Source organism: Microbacterium testaceum (assembly GCF_029761935.1).
Taxonomy (GTDB): Bacteria; Actinomycetota; Actinomycetes; order Actinomycetales; family Microbacteriaceae; genus Microbacterium; species Microbacterium testaceum_A.
The window spans coordinates 2,176,173-2,191,529 of the sequence record NZ_CP121699.1; the positions used below are offsets into that span (position 1 = coordinate 2,176,173).

The 15,357-nt window shown below is 69.0% G+C and carries 13 protein-coding genes; 9 read left to right on the forward strand and 4 right to left on the reverse strand.

Annotation, left to right across the window (positions count from 1 at the left end):
* Positions 1-69: 69 nt before the first annotated feature.
* Both QBE02_RS10525 and QBE02_RS10530 read left to right on the forward strand, forming a co-directional pair.
* The gene (locus QBE02_RS10525) at positions 70-1,011 is read left to right on the forward strand and encodes an ATP-grasp domain-containing protein (RefSeq protein ID WP_279365659.1); all 942 of its coding nucleotides are present in this window, start codon (positions 70-72) and stop codon (positions 1,009-1,011) included.
* The gene (locus tag QBE02_RS10530; RefSeq protein ID WP_279365660.1) at positions 1,004-2,317 is read left to right on the forward strand and encodes an O-acetylhomoserine aminocarboxypropyltransferase/cysteine synthase family protein; all 1,314 of its coding nucleotides are present in this window, start codon (positions 1,004-1,006) and stop codon (positions 2,315-2,317) included. Before QBE02_RS10525 ends, QBE02_RS10530 begins: the two co-directional genes overlap by 8 nt.
* 40 nt (positions 2,318-2,357) lie before the next feature.
* Here QBE02_RS10530 and QBE02_RS10535 read toward each other — a convergent pair whose 3' ends face one another.
* Positions 2,358-3,419, reverse strand: coding sequence for an LLM class flavin-dependent oxidoreductase (locus QBE02_RS10535; protein ID WP_279365661.1), 1,062 nt, complete (start codon positions 3,417-3,419; stop codon positions 2,358-2,360).
* Positions 3,420-3,542: 123 nt separating this feature from the next.
* Between QBE02_RS10535 and sfnG the strand changes: the two genes are divergently transcribed.
* Together sfnG and QBE02_RS10545 are read left to right on the forward strand one after the other, a co-directional pair.
* Positions 3,543-4,676, forward strand: a complete 1,134-nt coding sequence (sfnG, locus tag QBE02_RS10540) for a dimethylsulfone monooxygenase SfnG (RefSeq protein WP_279365662.1) — start codon at positions 3,543-3,545, stop codon at positions 4,674-4,676.
* A gap of 77 nt (positions 4,677-4,753) precedes the next feature.
* A complete protein-coding gene (locus QBE02_RS10545) occupies positions 4,754-5,794 on the forward strand; it encodes a putative FMN-dependent luciferase-like monooxygenase (protein WP_279365663.1) in 1,041 nt (346 codons plus the stop codon).
* A 69-nt stretch (positions 5,795-5,863) separates the two neighbouring features.
* Here the strand turns inward: QBE02_RS10545 and QBE02_RS10550 are convergent, their stop codons facing one another.
* Both QBE02_RS10550 and QBE02_RS10555 read right to left on the reverse strand, forming a co-directional pair.
* On the reverse strand, positions 5,864-6,667 hold the full coding sequence (locus QBE02_RS10550; RefSeq protein WP_141377117.1) for an SDR family oxidoreductase: 804 nt from the start codon (positions 6,665-6,667) through the stop codon (positions 5,864-5,866).
* A complete protein-coding gene (locus QBE02_RS10555; protein ID WP_279365664.1) occupies positions 6,664-7,578 on the reverse strand; it encodes an SDR family NAD(P)-dependent oxidoreductase in 915 nt (304 codons plus the stop codon). The genes QBE02_RS10550 and QBE02_RS10555 overlap by 4 nt, the downstream gene beginning before the upstream one ends.
* A 91-nt stretch (positions 7,579-7,669) precedes the next feature.
* Here QBE02_RS10555 and QBE02_RS10560 point away from each other — a divergent pair, with 91 nt between their 5' ends.
* The 5 genes from QBE02_RS10560 (at position 7,670) to QBE02_RS10580 (ending at position 14,052) form a co-directional block, all read left to right on the forward strand.
* Entirely contained in the window at positions 7,670-8,269 is a 600-nt protein-coding gene (locus tag QBE02_RS10560; protein ID WP_279365665.1) for a TetR/AcrR family transcriptional regulator, read from the forward strand.
* Between the two features lie 184 nt (positions 8,270-8,453).
* Positions 8,454-10,085 (forward strand): ABC transporter substrate-binding protein, encoded by a 1,632-nt coding sequence (locus QBE02_RS10565; protein WP_279365666.1) that lies wholly within the window; start codon positions 8,454-8,456, stop codon positions 10,083-10,085.
* A 121-nt stretch (positions 10,086-10,206) separates the two neighbouring features.
* Positions 10,207-11,280, forward strand: coding sequence for an ABC transporter permease (locus QBE02_RS10570; protein ID WP_144783721.1), 1,074 nt, complete (start codon positions 10,207-10,209; stop codon positions 11,278-11,280).
* Between the two features lies 1 nt (position 11,281).
* Positions 11,282-12,364, forward strand: coding sequence for an ABC transporter permease (locus QBE02_RS10575; protein ID WP_279365667.1), 1,083 nt, complete (start codon positions 11,282-11,284; stop codon positions 12,362-12,364).
* A complete protein-coding gene (locus tag QBE02_RS10580) occupies positions 12,361-14,052 on the forward strand; it encodes an ABC transporter ATP-binding protein (RefSeq protein WP_279365668.1) in 1,692 nt (563 codons plus the stop codon). The genes QBE02_RS10575 and QBE02_RS10580 overlap by 4 nt, the downstream gene beginning before the upstream one ends.
* 208 nt (positions 14,053-14,260) lie before the next feature.
* Here QBE02_RS10580 and QBE02_RS10585 read toward each other — a convergent pair whose 3' ends face one another.
* The gene (locus QBE02_RS10585; RefSeq protein WP_279365669.1) at positions 14,261-15,355 is read right to left on the reverse strand and encodes a hypothetical protein; all 1,095 of its coding nucleotides are present in this window, start codon (positions 15,353-15,355) and stop codon (positions 14,261-14,263) included.
* Positions 15,356-15,357 lie beyond the last annotated feature (2 nt).

Sequence of the window (15,357 nt, forward strand, 5' to 3'; positions counted from 1 at the left end):
GCCATGACCCGGTGTCGCCGCGTGACGCGGGGCGGGCGTGATGTCGGAGGGGCGGGTTAGCCTGGCGGCATGTCGGGCAAGGTCTATGTCATCCACGAAAACCCCCAGTGGATTCCGCCGTTCGCGGCGGCGTTCGAGGCGGAGGGCGTGCCGTTCGAGGAGTGGCTGCTCACGGACGGGTCGATCGATCTCGCGGTCGAGCCTCCCGAGGGAGTGTTCTGGTCGCGGTTGAGCGCATCGGCGCACACACGTGACCACGCGCACAGCAAGGAGTTCGGTCGGGCCGTGCTGCGATGGTTGGCGTCGTGGGGACGAACGGTCATCAACGGTGCCGACGTTCTCGAGCTCGAGGTCAGCAAGGTGGCGCAGCATGCCGCGCTGCGTCACGCGGGGATCGACGTTCCGCGCACGGTGGCCGTCTTTGGCACCGACGATCTCGTCGCCAAGGCGCGGGAGTTCGGGGCGCCCTTCATCAGCAAGCACAACCAGGGCGGAAAGGGCCTCGGCGTGCGTCGCTGGGACTCCGTCGACGAATTCTCGTCGTGGGTGGCGAGCGTGGACTTCGAGGCCTCCCCCGACGGCATCACCCTCCTGCAGGAGCTGCTGGTCGCGCAGGCGCCGTTCATCACGCGCGCCGAGTTCGTCGCCGGTGACTTCGTCTACGCGGTGCGCGTCGACACGAGCGCGGGCAGCTTCGAGCTCTGCCCCGCCGAGGCCTGCGCGGTCCCGGGCGCCGACGGCGTCGAGCCCGAGCCGCTGTTCCGTCGTCGCGACGACGTCGATCCGGCGCTCATCGACCGCTACCTCGCCTTCCTCGCGGCAGAGGGCGTGGGCATCGCGGGAATCGAGTTCATCGAGACGCGCGACGGCCGGACCGTCACCTACGACGTCAACACCAACACGAACTACAACCCCGACGTCGAGGCGACCGCGCCGCGCTCCGGGCCGCGCGAGATCGCTCGCTGGCTCGGCTCGCTGCTGCCGCAAGAAGCGGTCGGTCTCCGTGGCTGAGGCCGCTCCCCCCCACTCCGATTGGCAGGGCTTCGGCTTCGCCACGCGCCAGGTGCACGCGGGCGAGGTCGAAGATCTGACGCACGGCTCGCGCATCACACCGGTGCACCTGTCGGCCGCCTACCGGTTCGACTCTTTCCAAGAGGCGACCGACCGGTTCGCGGGAGCCGATCTCGGCCACCTCTATTCACGCAACGCCAACCCCACCAACCAGGTGGCCGAAGCGCGGCTGGCGTCGCTCGAAGGCGGTTCGGGCGCGATCGTCGTCGGCTCAGGCCAGGCGGCGATCACGATCGCCCTGCTCGGTCTCGCCGGTAGTGGCGAGCACATCGTCTCGACCGCGAGCATCTACAGCGGAACGCGCGTGCTCTTCGACCGCACCTTCGCGCGCATGGGCGTGACCGTCGAGTACGTCTGGGACCCCGCGGACGACGCCGAATGGGACGCGCTGATCCGCCCCGAGACGAAGGCGATCTTCACCGAGACGCTCCCGAACCCCAAGAACGACGTCGTCGACATCGACGCCGTCGCGCGCGTGGCGAAGCGGCACGGCATCCCTCTGGTTGTCGACAATACGATCGCAACGCCGTTCCTCATCCGCCCGATCGAGCACGGAGCCGACATCGTGGTGCACTCGGCGACGAAGTTCCTCTCGGGACACGGTGCGAACCTCGCGGGTGCCGTAGTCGACGGTGGGACGTTCGACTGGGTGGCATCCGCTCGGTCCTATCCCTCCCTCACCGACACCGCGATCGCCGGGCACGCCTCGTTCGTCGAGGCGTTCGGACCGCGCGCGTTCGAGCTGTCGCTGCGGTTCGGCATCGCGAACGACACCGGACCGGCGCTCTCGCCGCTCAACGGCTTCTTGCTGCAGCAGGGCATGGAGACCCTGTCGGTGCGCATGCGCCAACACCTTGCGAGTGCCCGCACGGTCGCCGAGTGGCTGGAGGAGCACGCCGCCGTCGAGAGCGTCGACTACGCGGGCCTGCCCTCGCACCCGCAGCACGCGCTCGCGGTGCGCGATTACGGCGGTCTCTCGGGCTCGGTGTTCTCGTTCACCGTGCGCGGCGGCCGTCCCGCAGCCGAGCGGTTCTTCGACGCCCTGCGCTTGTTCAGCCGCATGACCAACATCGGCGACACCCGATCGATGGCCCTGCACCCCGCGACCACGACGCACCTCGGCTTCACGCAAGAGACGCGCGATCGCCTCGGCATCGGCGATGGCCTCATCCGGTTGTCGATCGGCCTCGAAGACGCCGAGGACCTCATCGCCGACCTCGATCAGGCCCTGCGCGCGGCGCCCTAGCATCCGCGCGCGGGGTGAGTCCCCGCGGCGCGGCGCGCGATCAGGCGTCGCGCTGCGCCTCCAGGCGCCGGACGCGCGGGATCACCTCGGCGGCGAAGCGCTGCAGCTCGGGCAGGTGCGGCGAGAACTGCAGCAGCAGGGTCGAGACGCCGACGTTCGCGAAGGCGACGATACGTTCCGCCACCTGGTCAGGGGTTCCGACGAGATTGGGCCGCAGGCCGCGGTTCGAGACCGAGTACTCCTTGAGGTCGACCTGGGTGTCGAGCTTCGACTTGCTGACGAAGTCCTGGTACGAGCCGTAGGCCGCTCCCCCGCGCACATCCGTGATGCGGTCGATCTCGGCCTGCGCCTCGTCGTCGGTGTCGCGCACGACGGCATAGGCCGCCATTCCGAACGCCTCGAACGGCGTGGCCCCGGCCTCGGCCCGGCGCCGGCGCATGTCGGCGACCTTCGTCTCGAGCTCCTCGAGGGTGCCGCCGTGCGTCAGATACGCGTCGGCGAAGCGCGTGATCGCGTTGCGTCCCGCCTCGCTCTCGCCGCCCGCGTACAGGCGCGGCCGCACCTGCGGCTTCGGCTCGAGGTACGTCCCCTCGGTGCGGTAGTACTCCCCCTCGTACGCGAACGGCGTCTCGGACCATAGGCCGCGCAGCACCTCGACCCACTCGATCGTGCGGGCGTAGCGGTCGTCGTGGGCGCTGAAGAGGCCGTCGTACTGCTTGGCCTCTTCGGCCCACCACGCCGACACGACGTTCAGGGTGAAGCGCCCCCCGCTGATCTCGTCGATGGTCGCCGCCTGCTTGGCGGTGTGGAACGGGTTGTGGAAGCCCGGGCGCACGGCCGCGAGCAGCTCCAGCTTCGAGGTCACGGCGGCGAGTCCCGCGGTCACCGCCCAGGCGTCGAGCGACGGCGCCTCGACGCCCTTGATGTCGTTGAGGTTCAGCTCCGGGATGAGCGTCAGATCGAATCCGCCCTCTTCCGCGGCCCGCGCGATCTCGGCGATGTGGGCGAACGACACGGGCGTCTGCTCGTCGTCGACGTTGCGCAGCCACCCGCCGAAGATGGGGGTCCAGTAGCCGAAACGCACGCGCTGGGGGGAGGTCATGGCTCCATCCTCACCCGGTGGGCGTCGCCCGGCGTCACGGGGCGAAACGGTCCGTCACATGTCGTTGACCGTTGACCGAAGCGGTGCGAAATTGGCCGGGTTCCGATCCGCGAGGAGAACCCCATGACCGATTCCACCCCCACCCACGAGCCGCTGAAGTTCGCCTACTGGGTGCCGAACGTCAGCGGCGGGCTCGTGATCAGTTCGATCGAACAGCGCACCGAGTGGGACTACGACTACAATGTGAAGCTGGCTCGCACGGCCGAGCGGGTCGGGTTCGAGTACGCCCTGAGCCAGGTGCGGTACGCCTCCAGCTATGGCGCCGCGCAGCAGCACGAGTCCACCTCGATCAGCCTGGCTCTGCTGCTGGCCACCGAGAAGCTCAAGGTCATCGCCGCCATCCACCCCGGCATCTGGCATCCGGCCGTCCTGGCGAAGTTCATCAACACGGCCGATCAGTTCTCCCACGGGCGTGCGGCGGTCAACGTCGTCAGCGGGTGGTTCAAGGACGAGTACACGGACTTGGGCCTGGAGTGGCTCGAGCACGACGAGCGCTACGAGCGCGCGGCCGAGTTCATCCAGGTGCTGCGCGGTCTGTGGACGCAGGAAAAGTTCTCGTTCCACGGCAGGTACTACGACATCACCGACTTCACGCTGCGCCCGTTCCCGTTCGAGGTGCCGGGGCGGGCGCACCCCGATATCTTCCAGGGCGGCAACTCCACGGCAGCGCGCTTCAACGGCGGCGCGTTCTCGGACTGGTACTTCTCGAACGGCAAGGACTTCGACGGTTTCACCGAGCAATACGACGACGTCACCCGCGTCGCGGCCGAACACGGTCGACGCACGCGCTTCGGATTGAACGGCTTCGTCATCCAGCGCGACAGTCGCGCCGAGGCCGAGGCGCAGTTGCGCGAGATCATCGCCCGCGCGGACTCGGGCGCCGTCGAGGGTTTCCGCAAGAGCGTGCAGGAGGCGGGCAATTCCACGGCCGACAAGAAGGGCATGTGGGCGGATTCTTCGCTCGAGGACCTCGTGCAGTACAACGACGGGTTCCGCACCCAGCTGTTCGGAGATGCGCAGCAGATCGCCGAGCGCATCATCGAGTACAAGAAGCGCGGGGTCGACCTCTTCTTGCTCGGCTTCCTGCACTTCCAGGAGGAGCTCGAGACTTTCGGCGAGACGGTGATCCCGATCGTGCGCGAGATCGAGGCCGACCTCGAGCGCACGGGCGACCCGATCGAGGTCGCGATGCGCTGACGACGGCCGCGAGCCCGCGGATCCGTCTTAGCCTGGAGGGACATTCCTTGACGGGCATAGGACGGTGAGGCTTCGACATGAGCGGCGCACGACTCGGTTTCTTCACGAGACTCCTGGATGCCGGCACCGACGGCGAGCGATACCACCGGGCGCTCGCGCAGGTACGCGCCGCCGAGCGGCACGGCTTCGCGTCGCTCTGGGTGGCCCAACACCACTTCGACCGCGACGAGGGTGGGCTGCCGTCGCCCTTCGCGTTCCTGGCGGCAGCGGCGGTGCAGACCGAGCGGATCGCCCTCGGAACCGGGATCGTGACCCTGCCCCTCGACGATCCGATACGCGTCGCCGAGGATGCGGCCGTCGTCGATGCGCTCAGCGACGGCCGGGTGCAGCTGGGGATCGGAACGGGCGGGACGCCGGGCTCGTTCGTCGCGTTCGAGCGCTCCTCGGATGACCGACGCCAAATCCAGGCCGCGCACCTGGAGGTCCTGCGCGACGCCTTCGCCGGGCGCGGCATCCGCGGCACCGATTCGCGCCTGGATCCCGCTGCGCCACACCTGGGCGGGCGCCTGTGGCAGGCGACCTTCTCGGTCGAGGGCGGCCGCAGGGCGGGCGCCGACGGCGACGGGCTGCTGCTCTCGCGCACCCAGCCGCGCGAGGAGGGCGTGCCGCTGCACGCGGTGCAGGTTCCGATCGTCGAGGCCTATCTCGCCGCTCTGCCCGCGGGCGTGACGCCGCGCATCCTCGCCTCGCGGACGGCGGTGGTGGTGGATGCCGAGAACCTCGACGCCACGTGGAGCGCGGCCGAGCCCGGTGTGCGACGCCTGATGCGTACATTCCTCAGGCGGAATGCGGACGGTGACCTGCGCGACCTCGCGCGTCAGACCGACACGCACCTCGGAACCGTCGAACAGGTCACCGCCTCCCTGACCGCCGATGAGACCCTCGCGCTGGCCACCGACGTCGCGTTCCAGGTGCACTCCGTCGATCCTGCGCACGAGATCACCCTGCGCTCGATCGAGCTGCTGGCGACCGAGGTCGCGCCGCGCGTGGGTCTGCGCACGGGCGCCGAGGCGGCGGAGGAGCTGCGGGCCCTGGGTTCGCCGTCACTCCCCCGCTGACCGCGAGCTGCGTGATGGCCGGCGCACAGAGGTGCGGGTGGACGCCCGGAGCGACGCCCACCCGCACGGTCAATCGAAGACGCGAGGTCCGCGGATCACGGCGTCGGCGCCGCCGTCGATGAACACCACCTGACCCGTGATGTGGGCGTTGGGGGCGTCGGAGAGCCAGGCCAGCACCTCGGCGATCGCCTCGGGTCGGGCCGGTCCGGCCAGCGGCATCGGCACGACCTGCATGAGCGCGTCGCGTCCCTCGGCCGTGGCGAGCAGAGGCTCGGTCATGGGCGTCAGGATGATGCCGGGTCCGACCGCGTTGAGCGGGATTCCGGATGCCGCCCACTCGGGCGTCACGGCCCGTTCGCGCACCCACTCCGCGATCGCGCGTTTCGTCGACGGGTAGATGAGATCGCCCTGGTTCTCACCGACGAGCTCGTCGGCGCGGGCGACCGCGGCATCCTCGTCGCCCGCACGGAGCAGATCGACGAGTTCCGCGTCGTTCTGCTGAAGGGCCGAGAACGAGGCGACCACGACGGCGCGGGGTGCGGGCGAGTTCCGCAGGAGCGGAAGGAGCTCCTCGAGAGTCGCGATCGCGCCGAAGTAGTTGACCCGCACCGTGAGAGACGTGGGCAGGGCCACGCCCGCGACGGCGATGACGGCGTCGACGGTGTCGCCGACCGCCCCGCGAACCGCGTCGGCGACGGACCGGCGGCCCTCCCCGGTCGACAGGTCGGCATCGATGTCACTGCCGCGCAGGTCGATCCCGATCACGCGATGCCCGCGCGAGCGCAGAAGGGCGGCGGTGGCCGCGCCGATTCCGGATCCTGCCCCGGTGACGACGTAGGAGCGGGGCGTCGTGCCCTCCGATGCCGCCGTCACGGGACGAGCGCGAACTCGGCGACCATCGACTCGGGGACCGCGTAGCCCTCGAGGTCGCGGATACGTTCGATGTGGGCGGCGACGTCGTCGGCGGTGGCGACCGGCTCGTCGTGAGCGACGTGCCACCCGGGTGCGACGCCCATGAAGACGCGGGCGTAGCGTCCCCGCGCGATCGAGTACAGCTCGCGGGTCGCGGTGTTCTGTTCGCTGGCGAGGTACGCGACCATCGCGGTGATCATCTCGGGCTCGCCGTGTGCGGGGGTAGTCGGCATTCCGACGAACTGCTCCGCATTCATGTCGGCCTGCATGCGACTGTTCGCGGCGGGGAGGATCGTGTTGACCAGGATGCCGTGCGGCTTTCCTTCGAGGGCGACGACATTCGCGAGGCCGAAGACGGCCCCCTTGGCGGCGGCGTAGTTCGCCTGCTGAATGGAGCCGAAGAGTCCGGCCGCCGAGGACGTGAAGACGATGCGGCCGTAGCCGTTGTCCCGCATGACCTCGAACGCCGGTTGAGTGACGTGGAACGCGCCCTTGACGTGCACGGCGAGCAGTGACTCGACGGACTCGGGCGAGAGGTCCGTGAAAGGAGCGTTTCGGATGTTGCCGGCGTTGTTGACGAGGATGTCGACGCGGCCGAAGGCGTCGAGCGCGGTCTCGACGATTCCTCTTCCCCCCTCGGGCGTGGCAACCGAGTCGTAGTTCGCGACGGCCTCACCGCCGGCGGCCTGGATCTCGGCGACCACGTCGTCGGCCATCGCGGTGCCGCCGTTCGCGCCGGAGATGTCTCCGCCGAGGTCGTTGATGACCACCTTGGCCCCTCGTCGAGCGAGTTCGAGCGCGTGGGCTTTCCCCAGTCCTCCGCCGGCACCGGTGACGATGGCCACTCTGCCTGCGAACGAAATTTCGGACATGTTGTTCTCCTTTGAAGCTGAGCGATGCGCTGTGTGGCACAGTCTGCCACTACGCATATGTGTGTCACTAGAGAGGCGGCATACTTGGCCCATGTCCGAAAGCCGTCTTCCGCCCGCACCGACGCTGCGTGAGCGGCGCCGCATCGAGACGATGGCCCTCATCGAGGCCGCTGCGGCAGACCTCTTCGAGGCGCAGGGCTACGAGCAGACGACCGTGGAGCAGATCGCCGACCGCGCGGGGATCTCGATGCGCACGTTCTACCGGCACTGCCCGAGCAAGGACGGCACGCTGGTGGGCGAACTGGCCGATGGCCCCGCGACGTTCATCCGACACCTCGCCGCTCATCTGCCGGGGCCGCTGCTCGCGGCCGTGGTCGAGGGGTTCGCGGAGTCGACCGCCGTGGAGCCCGAGATGCGCCGCAGACTGACCCGCATCATCGTGCAGACGCCGGCGTTGCGCGCGTCGTGGCTCGCCGCCGGGCGTCAGGCGCAGGACGACCTCGTCGAGCTGTTCCGGCGCGAGCGTCCCGAGCTGGGGCCCCTCGCCGTGCGCGGGTTGGCCGCGGCGACGATCGCGTCCTTGACGATGGCCGTCGAGTCCTGGGCGCTCGGCGAGTCTCCCACGGCCCGGGAGGCGGCCGTCGAGGCCCTGGGTGCGATCGCACCGGCGCTCGCGGGGCGCTTGCCCTGAATTGCCCTGGGAGCGCTCCCGCCCGGAACATGTCCGAACCCGAAATACGCACACCGGAAGATATTCGAGGTTTCGTTATCGTAAAAAAGACGGGCAAAGAGTTGGTGTGCGGGCTGCTGAAGACCAAGATGTCCGAAGGACTGCGGCGTCTGTCGCAATCGACACTTCACAGCAGAGGTACTTCATGACACTGCACATCAGTGGGCGGGGCCGTCTCGGCCTCGTCATCGGCGCCTTCGGCGCCTCGGCCCTTGTTCTGGCAGGTTGCACGACCACCACCGGAGGCGGCGCCTCCGACGGCGGCTCGACCGACCCCCTCGTCATCGGCACCACCGACAAGATCACCTCGATCGACCCGGCCGGCTCGTACGACAACGGTTCGTTCGCTGTCATGACGCAGATCTACCCCTTCCTCATGAACAGCCAGTACGGCACGTCCGAGGTCACCCCCGACATCGCCGAGTCGGCCGAGTTCACCTCGCCGACCGAGTACACGGTGAAGCTCAAGTCGGGCCTGAAGTTCGCGAACGGCCACGACCTTACGTCCTCCGACGTGAAGTTCTCGTTCGACCGCCAGGTCGCGATCAACGACCCGAACGGCCCCGCGTCGCTGCTGGGCAACCTCGACAGCGTCGCCGCTCCCGACGACACGACGGTCGTCTTCACGCTGAAGAACGGCAACGACCAGGTCTGGCCGCAGATCCTCTCGAGCCCCGCCGCCCCGATCGTCGACGAAGAAGTCTTCTCGGCCACCGCCGTCACCTCGGACGACGCGATCGTCGAGGGCAAGGCCTTCGCCGGTCAGTACACGATCGACTCGTACAAGCCGAACGAGCTCATCTCGTACAAGCCGTACGCCGACTACATGGGGTCGCTCCCCAAGGCGGCCAACGGCGGCATCTCGACCAAGTACTACGCCGACTCGTCGAACCTCAAGCTCGACGTGCAGTCGGGTGCGATCGACGTCGCCTACCGCAGCCTGAGCGCGACCGACGTCGCCGACCTGCAGAAGGACGACGCGGTCAAGGTCGTCGACGGCCCCGGCGGCGAGATCCGCTACATCGTCTTCAACTTCGACACCATGCCGTACGGCACGAAGACCCCCGATGCCGACGCCGCCAAGTCGCTCGCGATCCGTCAGGCCGCGGCCGACCTCGTCGACCGCCAGGCGATCGCGACCGACGTCTACAAGGACACCTACTCGCCGCTGTACTCCTACGTGCCGCAGGGTCTCGCGGGTGCCAACGAGGCACTCAAGGACATGTACGGCGACGGCAGCGGCAAGCCCGACGCCGCCAAGGCCAAGGCGACCCTCGAGGCGGCCGGTCTGTCGACCCCCGTCACGCTGAACCTGCAGTACAACGGCGACCACTACGGCCCCTCGTCGGGTGACGAGTACGCCGCCGTCAAGGCGCAGCTCGAGAAGGACGGCCTGTTCACGGTCAACCTCGCGCAGACCGAGTGGGTGCAGTACACCAAGGACCGCAAGGCCGACGCGTACCCCGCGTACCAGCTCGGCTGGTTCCCCGACTACTCGGATGCCGACAACTACCTCTCCCCGTTCTTCGCGAAGGACAACTTCCTGCTGAACCACTACGACAACGCCGAGGTTCAGAAGCTGCTCGTCGACCAGGCGACGCAGACCGATAAGACCACGCGTGAGCAGGAGATCGGCGAGATCCAGGACAAGGTGGCCGCCGACCTCTCGACGCTGCCGCTGCTCCAGGGCAAGCAGGTCGCGATCGTGGGCTCGAGCGTCGAGGGCGCCGTCCTCGACGGGTCGTTCAAGTTCCGCTACGCACCGCTGCACAAGTAAGACCGAATCGGCGCCTCGCGCGATTCCGCTCACCCGACGACCGGGGGTCACGTACCCTCGGTCGTTGGGTGAGAGCGGAGCGATGAGGCGCCGTTCCCCCGTTGAGTGAGGTCTCTCCCGTATGGTCACCGCCGTCGACGCTGCCGACATCGCCAAACCCGTCTCTCCCAAGGGCGGAGGACTGTGGCGTTACATCCTGGTCCGTCTGCTCCTGATCATCCCGACGGTGTTCATCCTCGTCACCGTGGTGTTCGTGCTCATGCGCATCACGGGCGACCCGATCACCGCCGCCCTCGGCGGCCGCCTTCCCCCCGACCAACTCGCTGCGCGCATCGCCCAGGCGGGTTACGACCGACCGCTGATCGTGCAGTACTTCGAGTACATCGGCGGCATCCTCCGCGGTGACTTCGGCACGACGCTCACCGACAACCGTCCGGTGATCGAGATCCTGCTGCAGTACGGCTCCGCCACCCTCGAGCTCGCGATCTACGCGCTCTTCGTCGCGCTGCTCATCGGCATCCCGTTCGGCCTGATCGCCGCGTACAAGCGCGACCGCTGGCCCGACGCGACCCTGCGCATCGGGGCGATCCTCGGCTACGCGACGCCCATCTTCTTCGTCGGCCTGCTGCTCAAGCTCGTCTTCTCGGTGTGGCTGAGCGTCCTGCCGGTCGCCGGGCGCGCGAGCACCCGCACCGAGTTGAAGTTCGCCTCGATCGAGAACCCCACCGGCATCTACCTGCTCGATGCGATCCGCCTGGGCGACGGGGCGGCCGCGGGTGACGTCCTGATCCACGCGATCCTGCCCGGGGTGGCTCTCGGCATCCTGACCGCGGGGATCTTTCTGCGTCTGGTGCGCACGAACGTCATCGGCACCCTCGGCGCCCAGTACGTCACCTCGGCGCGCTCGCGCGGCGTGGGGGAGTACCGCCTGGTCACCAAGCACGCGTATCGCCCCGCGCTGATCCCGATCATCACCGTGATCGGCCTGCAGATCGCCCTGCTGCTGTCGGGTGCGGTGCTGACCGAGACGACGTTCGAGTGGAAGGGCCTCGGCTTCATGCTCAGCGAGTACCTCAAGGCCCGTGACTTCGTGGCGGTGCAGGGCATCGTCGTGATCATCGCCGTGCTGGTCGCCTTCACCAACTTCCTGGTCGACGTCATCGCGGCGATCATCGACCCGCGAGTGAGGTACTGACATGTCGGATGCCACGACCCCCGCCCTCTCCGACGACAGCGTGACGGTGCGCAAGGTGCCGCTTCGCGACCGCCTGCCGGTGATCTCGCACCTGCGCCGCAGCGTCGGCCTGCAGCGCACCATGCTGGTGCTCGGCCTCGTGATCACCACGGTGTTCCTGCTGACGGCTCTGTTCGCCCCTCTTCTCGCGCCCTACGGGTTCGCGCAGCAAGAGGCCGACGGTGTGAAGTTCGGCACCCAGCAGGCGCCCAGCGCGATGAACCTGCTCGGCACGACCGTCGGCGGGTACGACGTCCTCTCGCGCGTGATCTGGGGAGCGCAGACCGCGCTGCTCGTGATCCTCTGCGCGATCGCGTTCTCGATCTTCCTCGGCATCTTCCTGGGTCTCGTCGGCGGCTACTTCGGCGGCTGGCTCGACCGGATCCTCGTGGTGCTGTGCGACGCGATCTACGCGTTCCCCTCGCTGCTGCTCGCCATCGTCATGTCGATCGCGATCACGAAGGGACAGTCGACCCTGTGGGGTGGCATCCTGGCCACCGCCATCTCGATCACCGTGGTGTTCGTGCCGCAGTACTTCCGCGTGATCCGCGCCGAGGTGGTGCGCGTGAAGGCCGAGCCCTTCGTCGAGTCGGCGCGCGTGATCGGGGTGCCCACGGCGCGCATCCTGCTGCGTCACGTGCTGCGCAACTCGACGCGCTCGCTGCCGGTCGTGGTCACGCTGAACGCCTCCGAGGCGCTGCTCACCCTGGCGGGCCTCGGCTTCCTCGGCTTCGGCATCGAGGCCACCGCCGCCGCCGAGTGGGGCTACGACCTCAACCGCTCGGTGAGCGACGTGACGAGCGGCATCTGGTGGACGGCGATCCCGCCCGGGGTCGCGATCGTGCTCGCCGTGCTCGGCATCACCCTCGTCGGCGAGAGCCTCAACGACCTGAGCGACCCGCGTCTGCGCACGCGCCGCCGCGCGGGTCGCGCTCCCGCTCCCGTCACCGCGGTCGATCCGTCGACGTCTCCCGCCGAGGCCTCGGCGACCGCGTCCCCCGCCGGGTCCCCGGCATCCGCCCCCTCCGATGGGAGCCCCTCATGACCGGCACCACCGCCCCCGTCGCCCGGATCGACGACCTGCGCGTCGCCTTCGCCACCGATGGCGCGCCGGTCGCCGCGATCAACGGGATCTCGCTCGAGGCCCACGCCGGAGAGGTGCTCGCGATCGTCGGCGAGTCGGGCTCGGGCAAGACCGTCACCGCCAACACCCTGTTGGGGCTGCTGCCCGAGACGGCGACGCTGTCGGGTGCGGTCATCGTGCGCGGTCGCGACGGCGACCAGACCGACATCGTGCACGCCACCCGCGCGCAGTTGCGCGAGATGCGCGGGCGCGATGCGGCGATGGTGTTCCAGGAGCCGTCGACCGCCCTCAACCCCGTCTACACGGTCGGGTGGCAGATCGCCGAGGGCCTGCGCGCGCACGAGAAGCTGTCGAAGTCCGAGGCGAAGACCAAGGCGGTCGACATCCTGCGCCGGGTCGGCATCCCCGATCCCGAGAAGCGCGTCGACGACTACCCGCACCAGTTCTCGGGCGGGCAGAAGCAGCGCGTGGTCATCGCGATGGCCCTCGTGCTGAACGCCGGCCTGATCATCGCCGACGAGCCGACCACGGCGCTGGATGTGACGGTGCAGGCCGAGATCCTCGACCTGCTGCGCACGTGCCGCGACGAGTTCGGCGCGACGATCGTGCTCATCACGCACAACATGGGCGTCGTCGCCGACCTCGCCGACCGCGTGATCGTGATGTACCGCGGTGACATCGTCGAGCAGGCGCCCGTGCGCGAGCTGTTCGCCGCCCCGCGCGAGGAGTACACGCGCGAACTGCTCGCGGCCGTGCCGCACGTGGGTCGCGGCAAGAGCTCGCGGCAGTCGCTCGCCGATGCGGCACCGACCTCGCCGCCGGCGGGAAGCCTCGTCGTGGCCGACAAGGTCGAGATCGGGTACCCCGGTCGCTTCGGGTCGCCGGGGGTCGTCGCCGTGAAGGGCGTGGACTTCTGGATCGGTCCCGGCGAAGTGCTGGGGCTCGTGGGAGAGTCCGGGTCGGGCAAGACCACGATCGGTCGCGCGATGGTCGGTCTTACGTCGGTCGTGGGCGGATCGCTCACGGTCCTCGGCACCGAGATGAACGGCGCGAAGCCCCGCACCCTCGCCAAGACGCGCCCCGACATCGGGTTCGTCTTCCAGGACCCGGCGACGAGCTTCAACCCGCTGCTCACGATCGCGGAGTGCATCGCCGAGCCGCTCGTGGTGCACCGTCGCGTCTCGGGAGCCCGCGCCGCCCGCCAGCGCGTGAACGAGCTGCTGGATGCCGTGCAGCTGCCGACCGCGTTCGGCGATCGCTACCCGCACGAGCTGTCGGGTGGTCAGCGTCAGCGCGCTTCGCTCGCTCGAGCCCTCGCCCTGGACCCGAAGCTCCTCATCGCCGATGAGCCGACCTCGGCGCTGGACGTGTCGGTGCAGGCGCGCGTGCTGCAGCTGTTCGCGCAGCTGCAGGCGGAGTTCGGGTTTGCGTGCCTGTTCATCAGCCACGACCTCGCCGTCGTCGACGAGGTGGCCGACCGCGTGGTCGTGCTGCAGCGGGGCGTGATCCGCGAGCAGGGCACGACCGTGCAGGTGCTCACCGAGCCGCGCGACGACTACACAAAGCGCCTGCTCGTGTCGCTACCGGTGCCCGACCCGGTCGAGCAAGAGAACCGCCGCGAGCTGTGGCGGTCGACCCGCGGGGTCTGACGAGAACGGAGATCGGGCCCTCACGCGCGGCGTGGGGGCCCGACTCTCGCGTCCGGCGCGCTGCGCCGAGCTTGTGCGCCGCGGCATCCGTTCGTCGCCCGCGCATCGTCAGCGATCTGCACAACCTCAGCGGAGTGAGCCGGATGCCGGCTGAGCTTGTACGGATCGCCGAGCTTGTGCGGCGACGGCACCCGCCCTCGACCCCGCGTCAGCGCCCGAAGATCGTCGTGAGGATCCACCACGCGGCGAAACCGGCGATCACGACGAACGACCACACGGGGATTCCCCGCTTCAGTCGCCGCCCCTCGCGGGCCACGCCCGCGGGCGGCGGGGTGAGCAGGGGAGCGCCCTGGACGGTGGCCCCCGGGATCCCGGATGCCACCGCCCCGGCCGTCGCTCGGGTCAGGCGGTCGTCGCGCCAGCGCGCCCATTGCGCGAGCTTGTCGTCGATCGCGGCGACCGTGGCGAACAGCCATTCCCAGGTCGCGGGGTCGAGGGTCGCCAGGTCGCGCTTGGCGTAGAGGAACAGCCAGTCGTCGACGATCTCGACGTCGAGGGCCGCGGCGTTGTCGACGAAGCGGGCCATGACGTCGGGGGTGAAGAGGTACAGCGCGTCGCGTTCGTAGCCCTCGGGGCAGTACAAAGCGAAGTGCTGGTCGAAGTCGCCCTCGAGGCTCAGGCGCTGGTCGCGTCCGAACGTGATCGGCAGGTTCGAGCCGCCGAACAGACCGTTGTTGCCCACGGCATCCAGCACGATGTGGGGCAGAGGGGTGTCGAGCCGCAACGCCACGTATCCCCAGCGGTGGGTCTGCTTGTTCTTGCCCGACCCGGTCTCGTACGTGTAGTTGGCCACTTCGAGGGTGCGCGGCTGCGTCCGCCGCATCACGTCGTGCAACTCCTGGTTGCGGCCGAGGTCGAAGATCATGCCCGGGAGTCGGGGGTTCGAGTATCCCGGATGCCATGTCATGCCGTTCGCGCTCGCGAACAGGCTCAGCCGGTAGCGGCGTGCCGCGGCGCCGCCGACCCCGCGGATGACCGCCCACGCGATGAGACCCGCGATGACGAGCATGATCGCGAAGGGCAGGAGCCCGAAGACGCTGCCGCTGCTGCCCGTGAACGCGATCGCCATGAACGAGACGAAGGTCGGAACGATGATGAACAGGGCCGCGAGGCCCACGAACGCGAACACGATGATCGTGAACGCGCGGCTCTGCAGCATTCCCTTCTCGCGCAGCGCCTTGCTGAAGGCGCGGACCTTCGCGCGGTCGATCGGCTGGGTCAGGGCGGTGGTGTCGAGAGTCATGT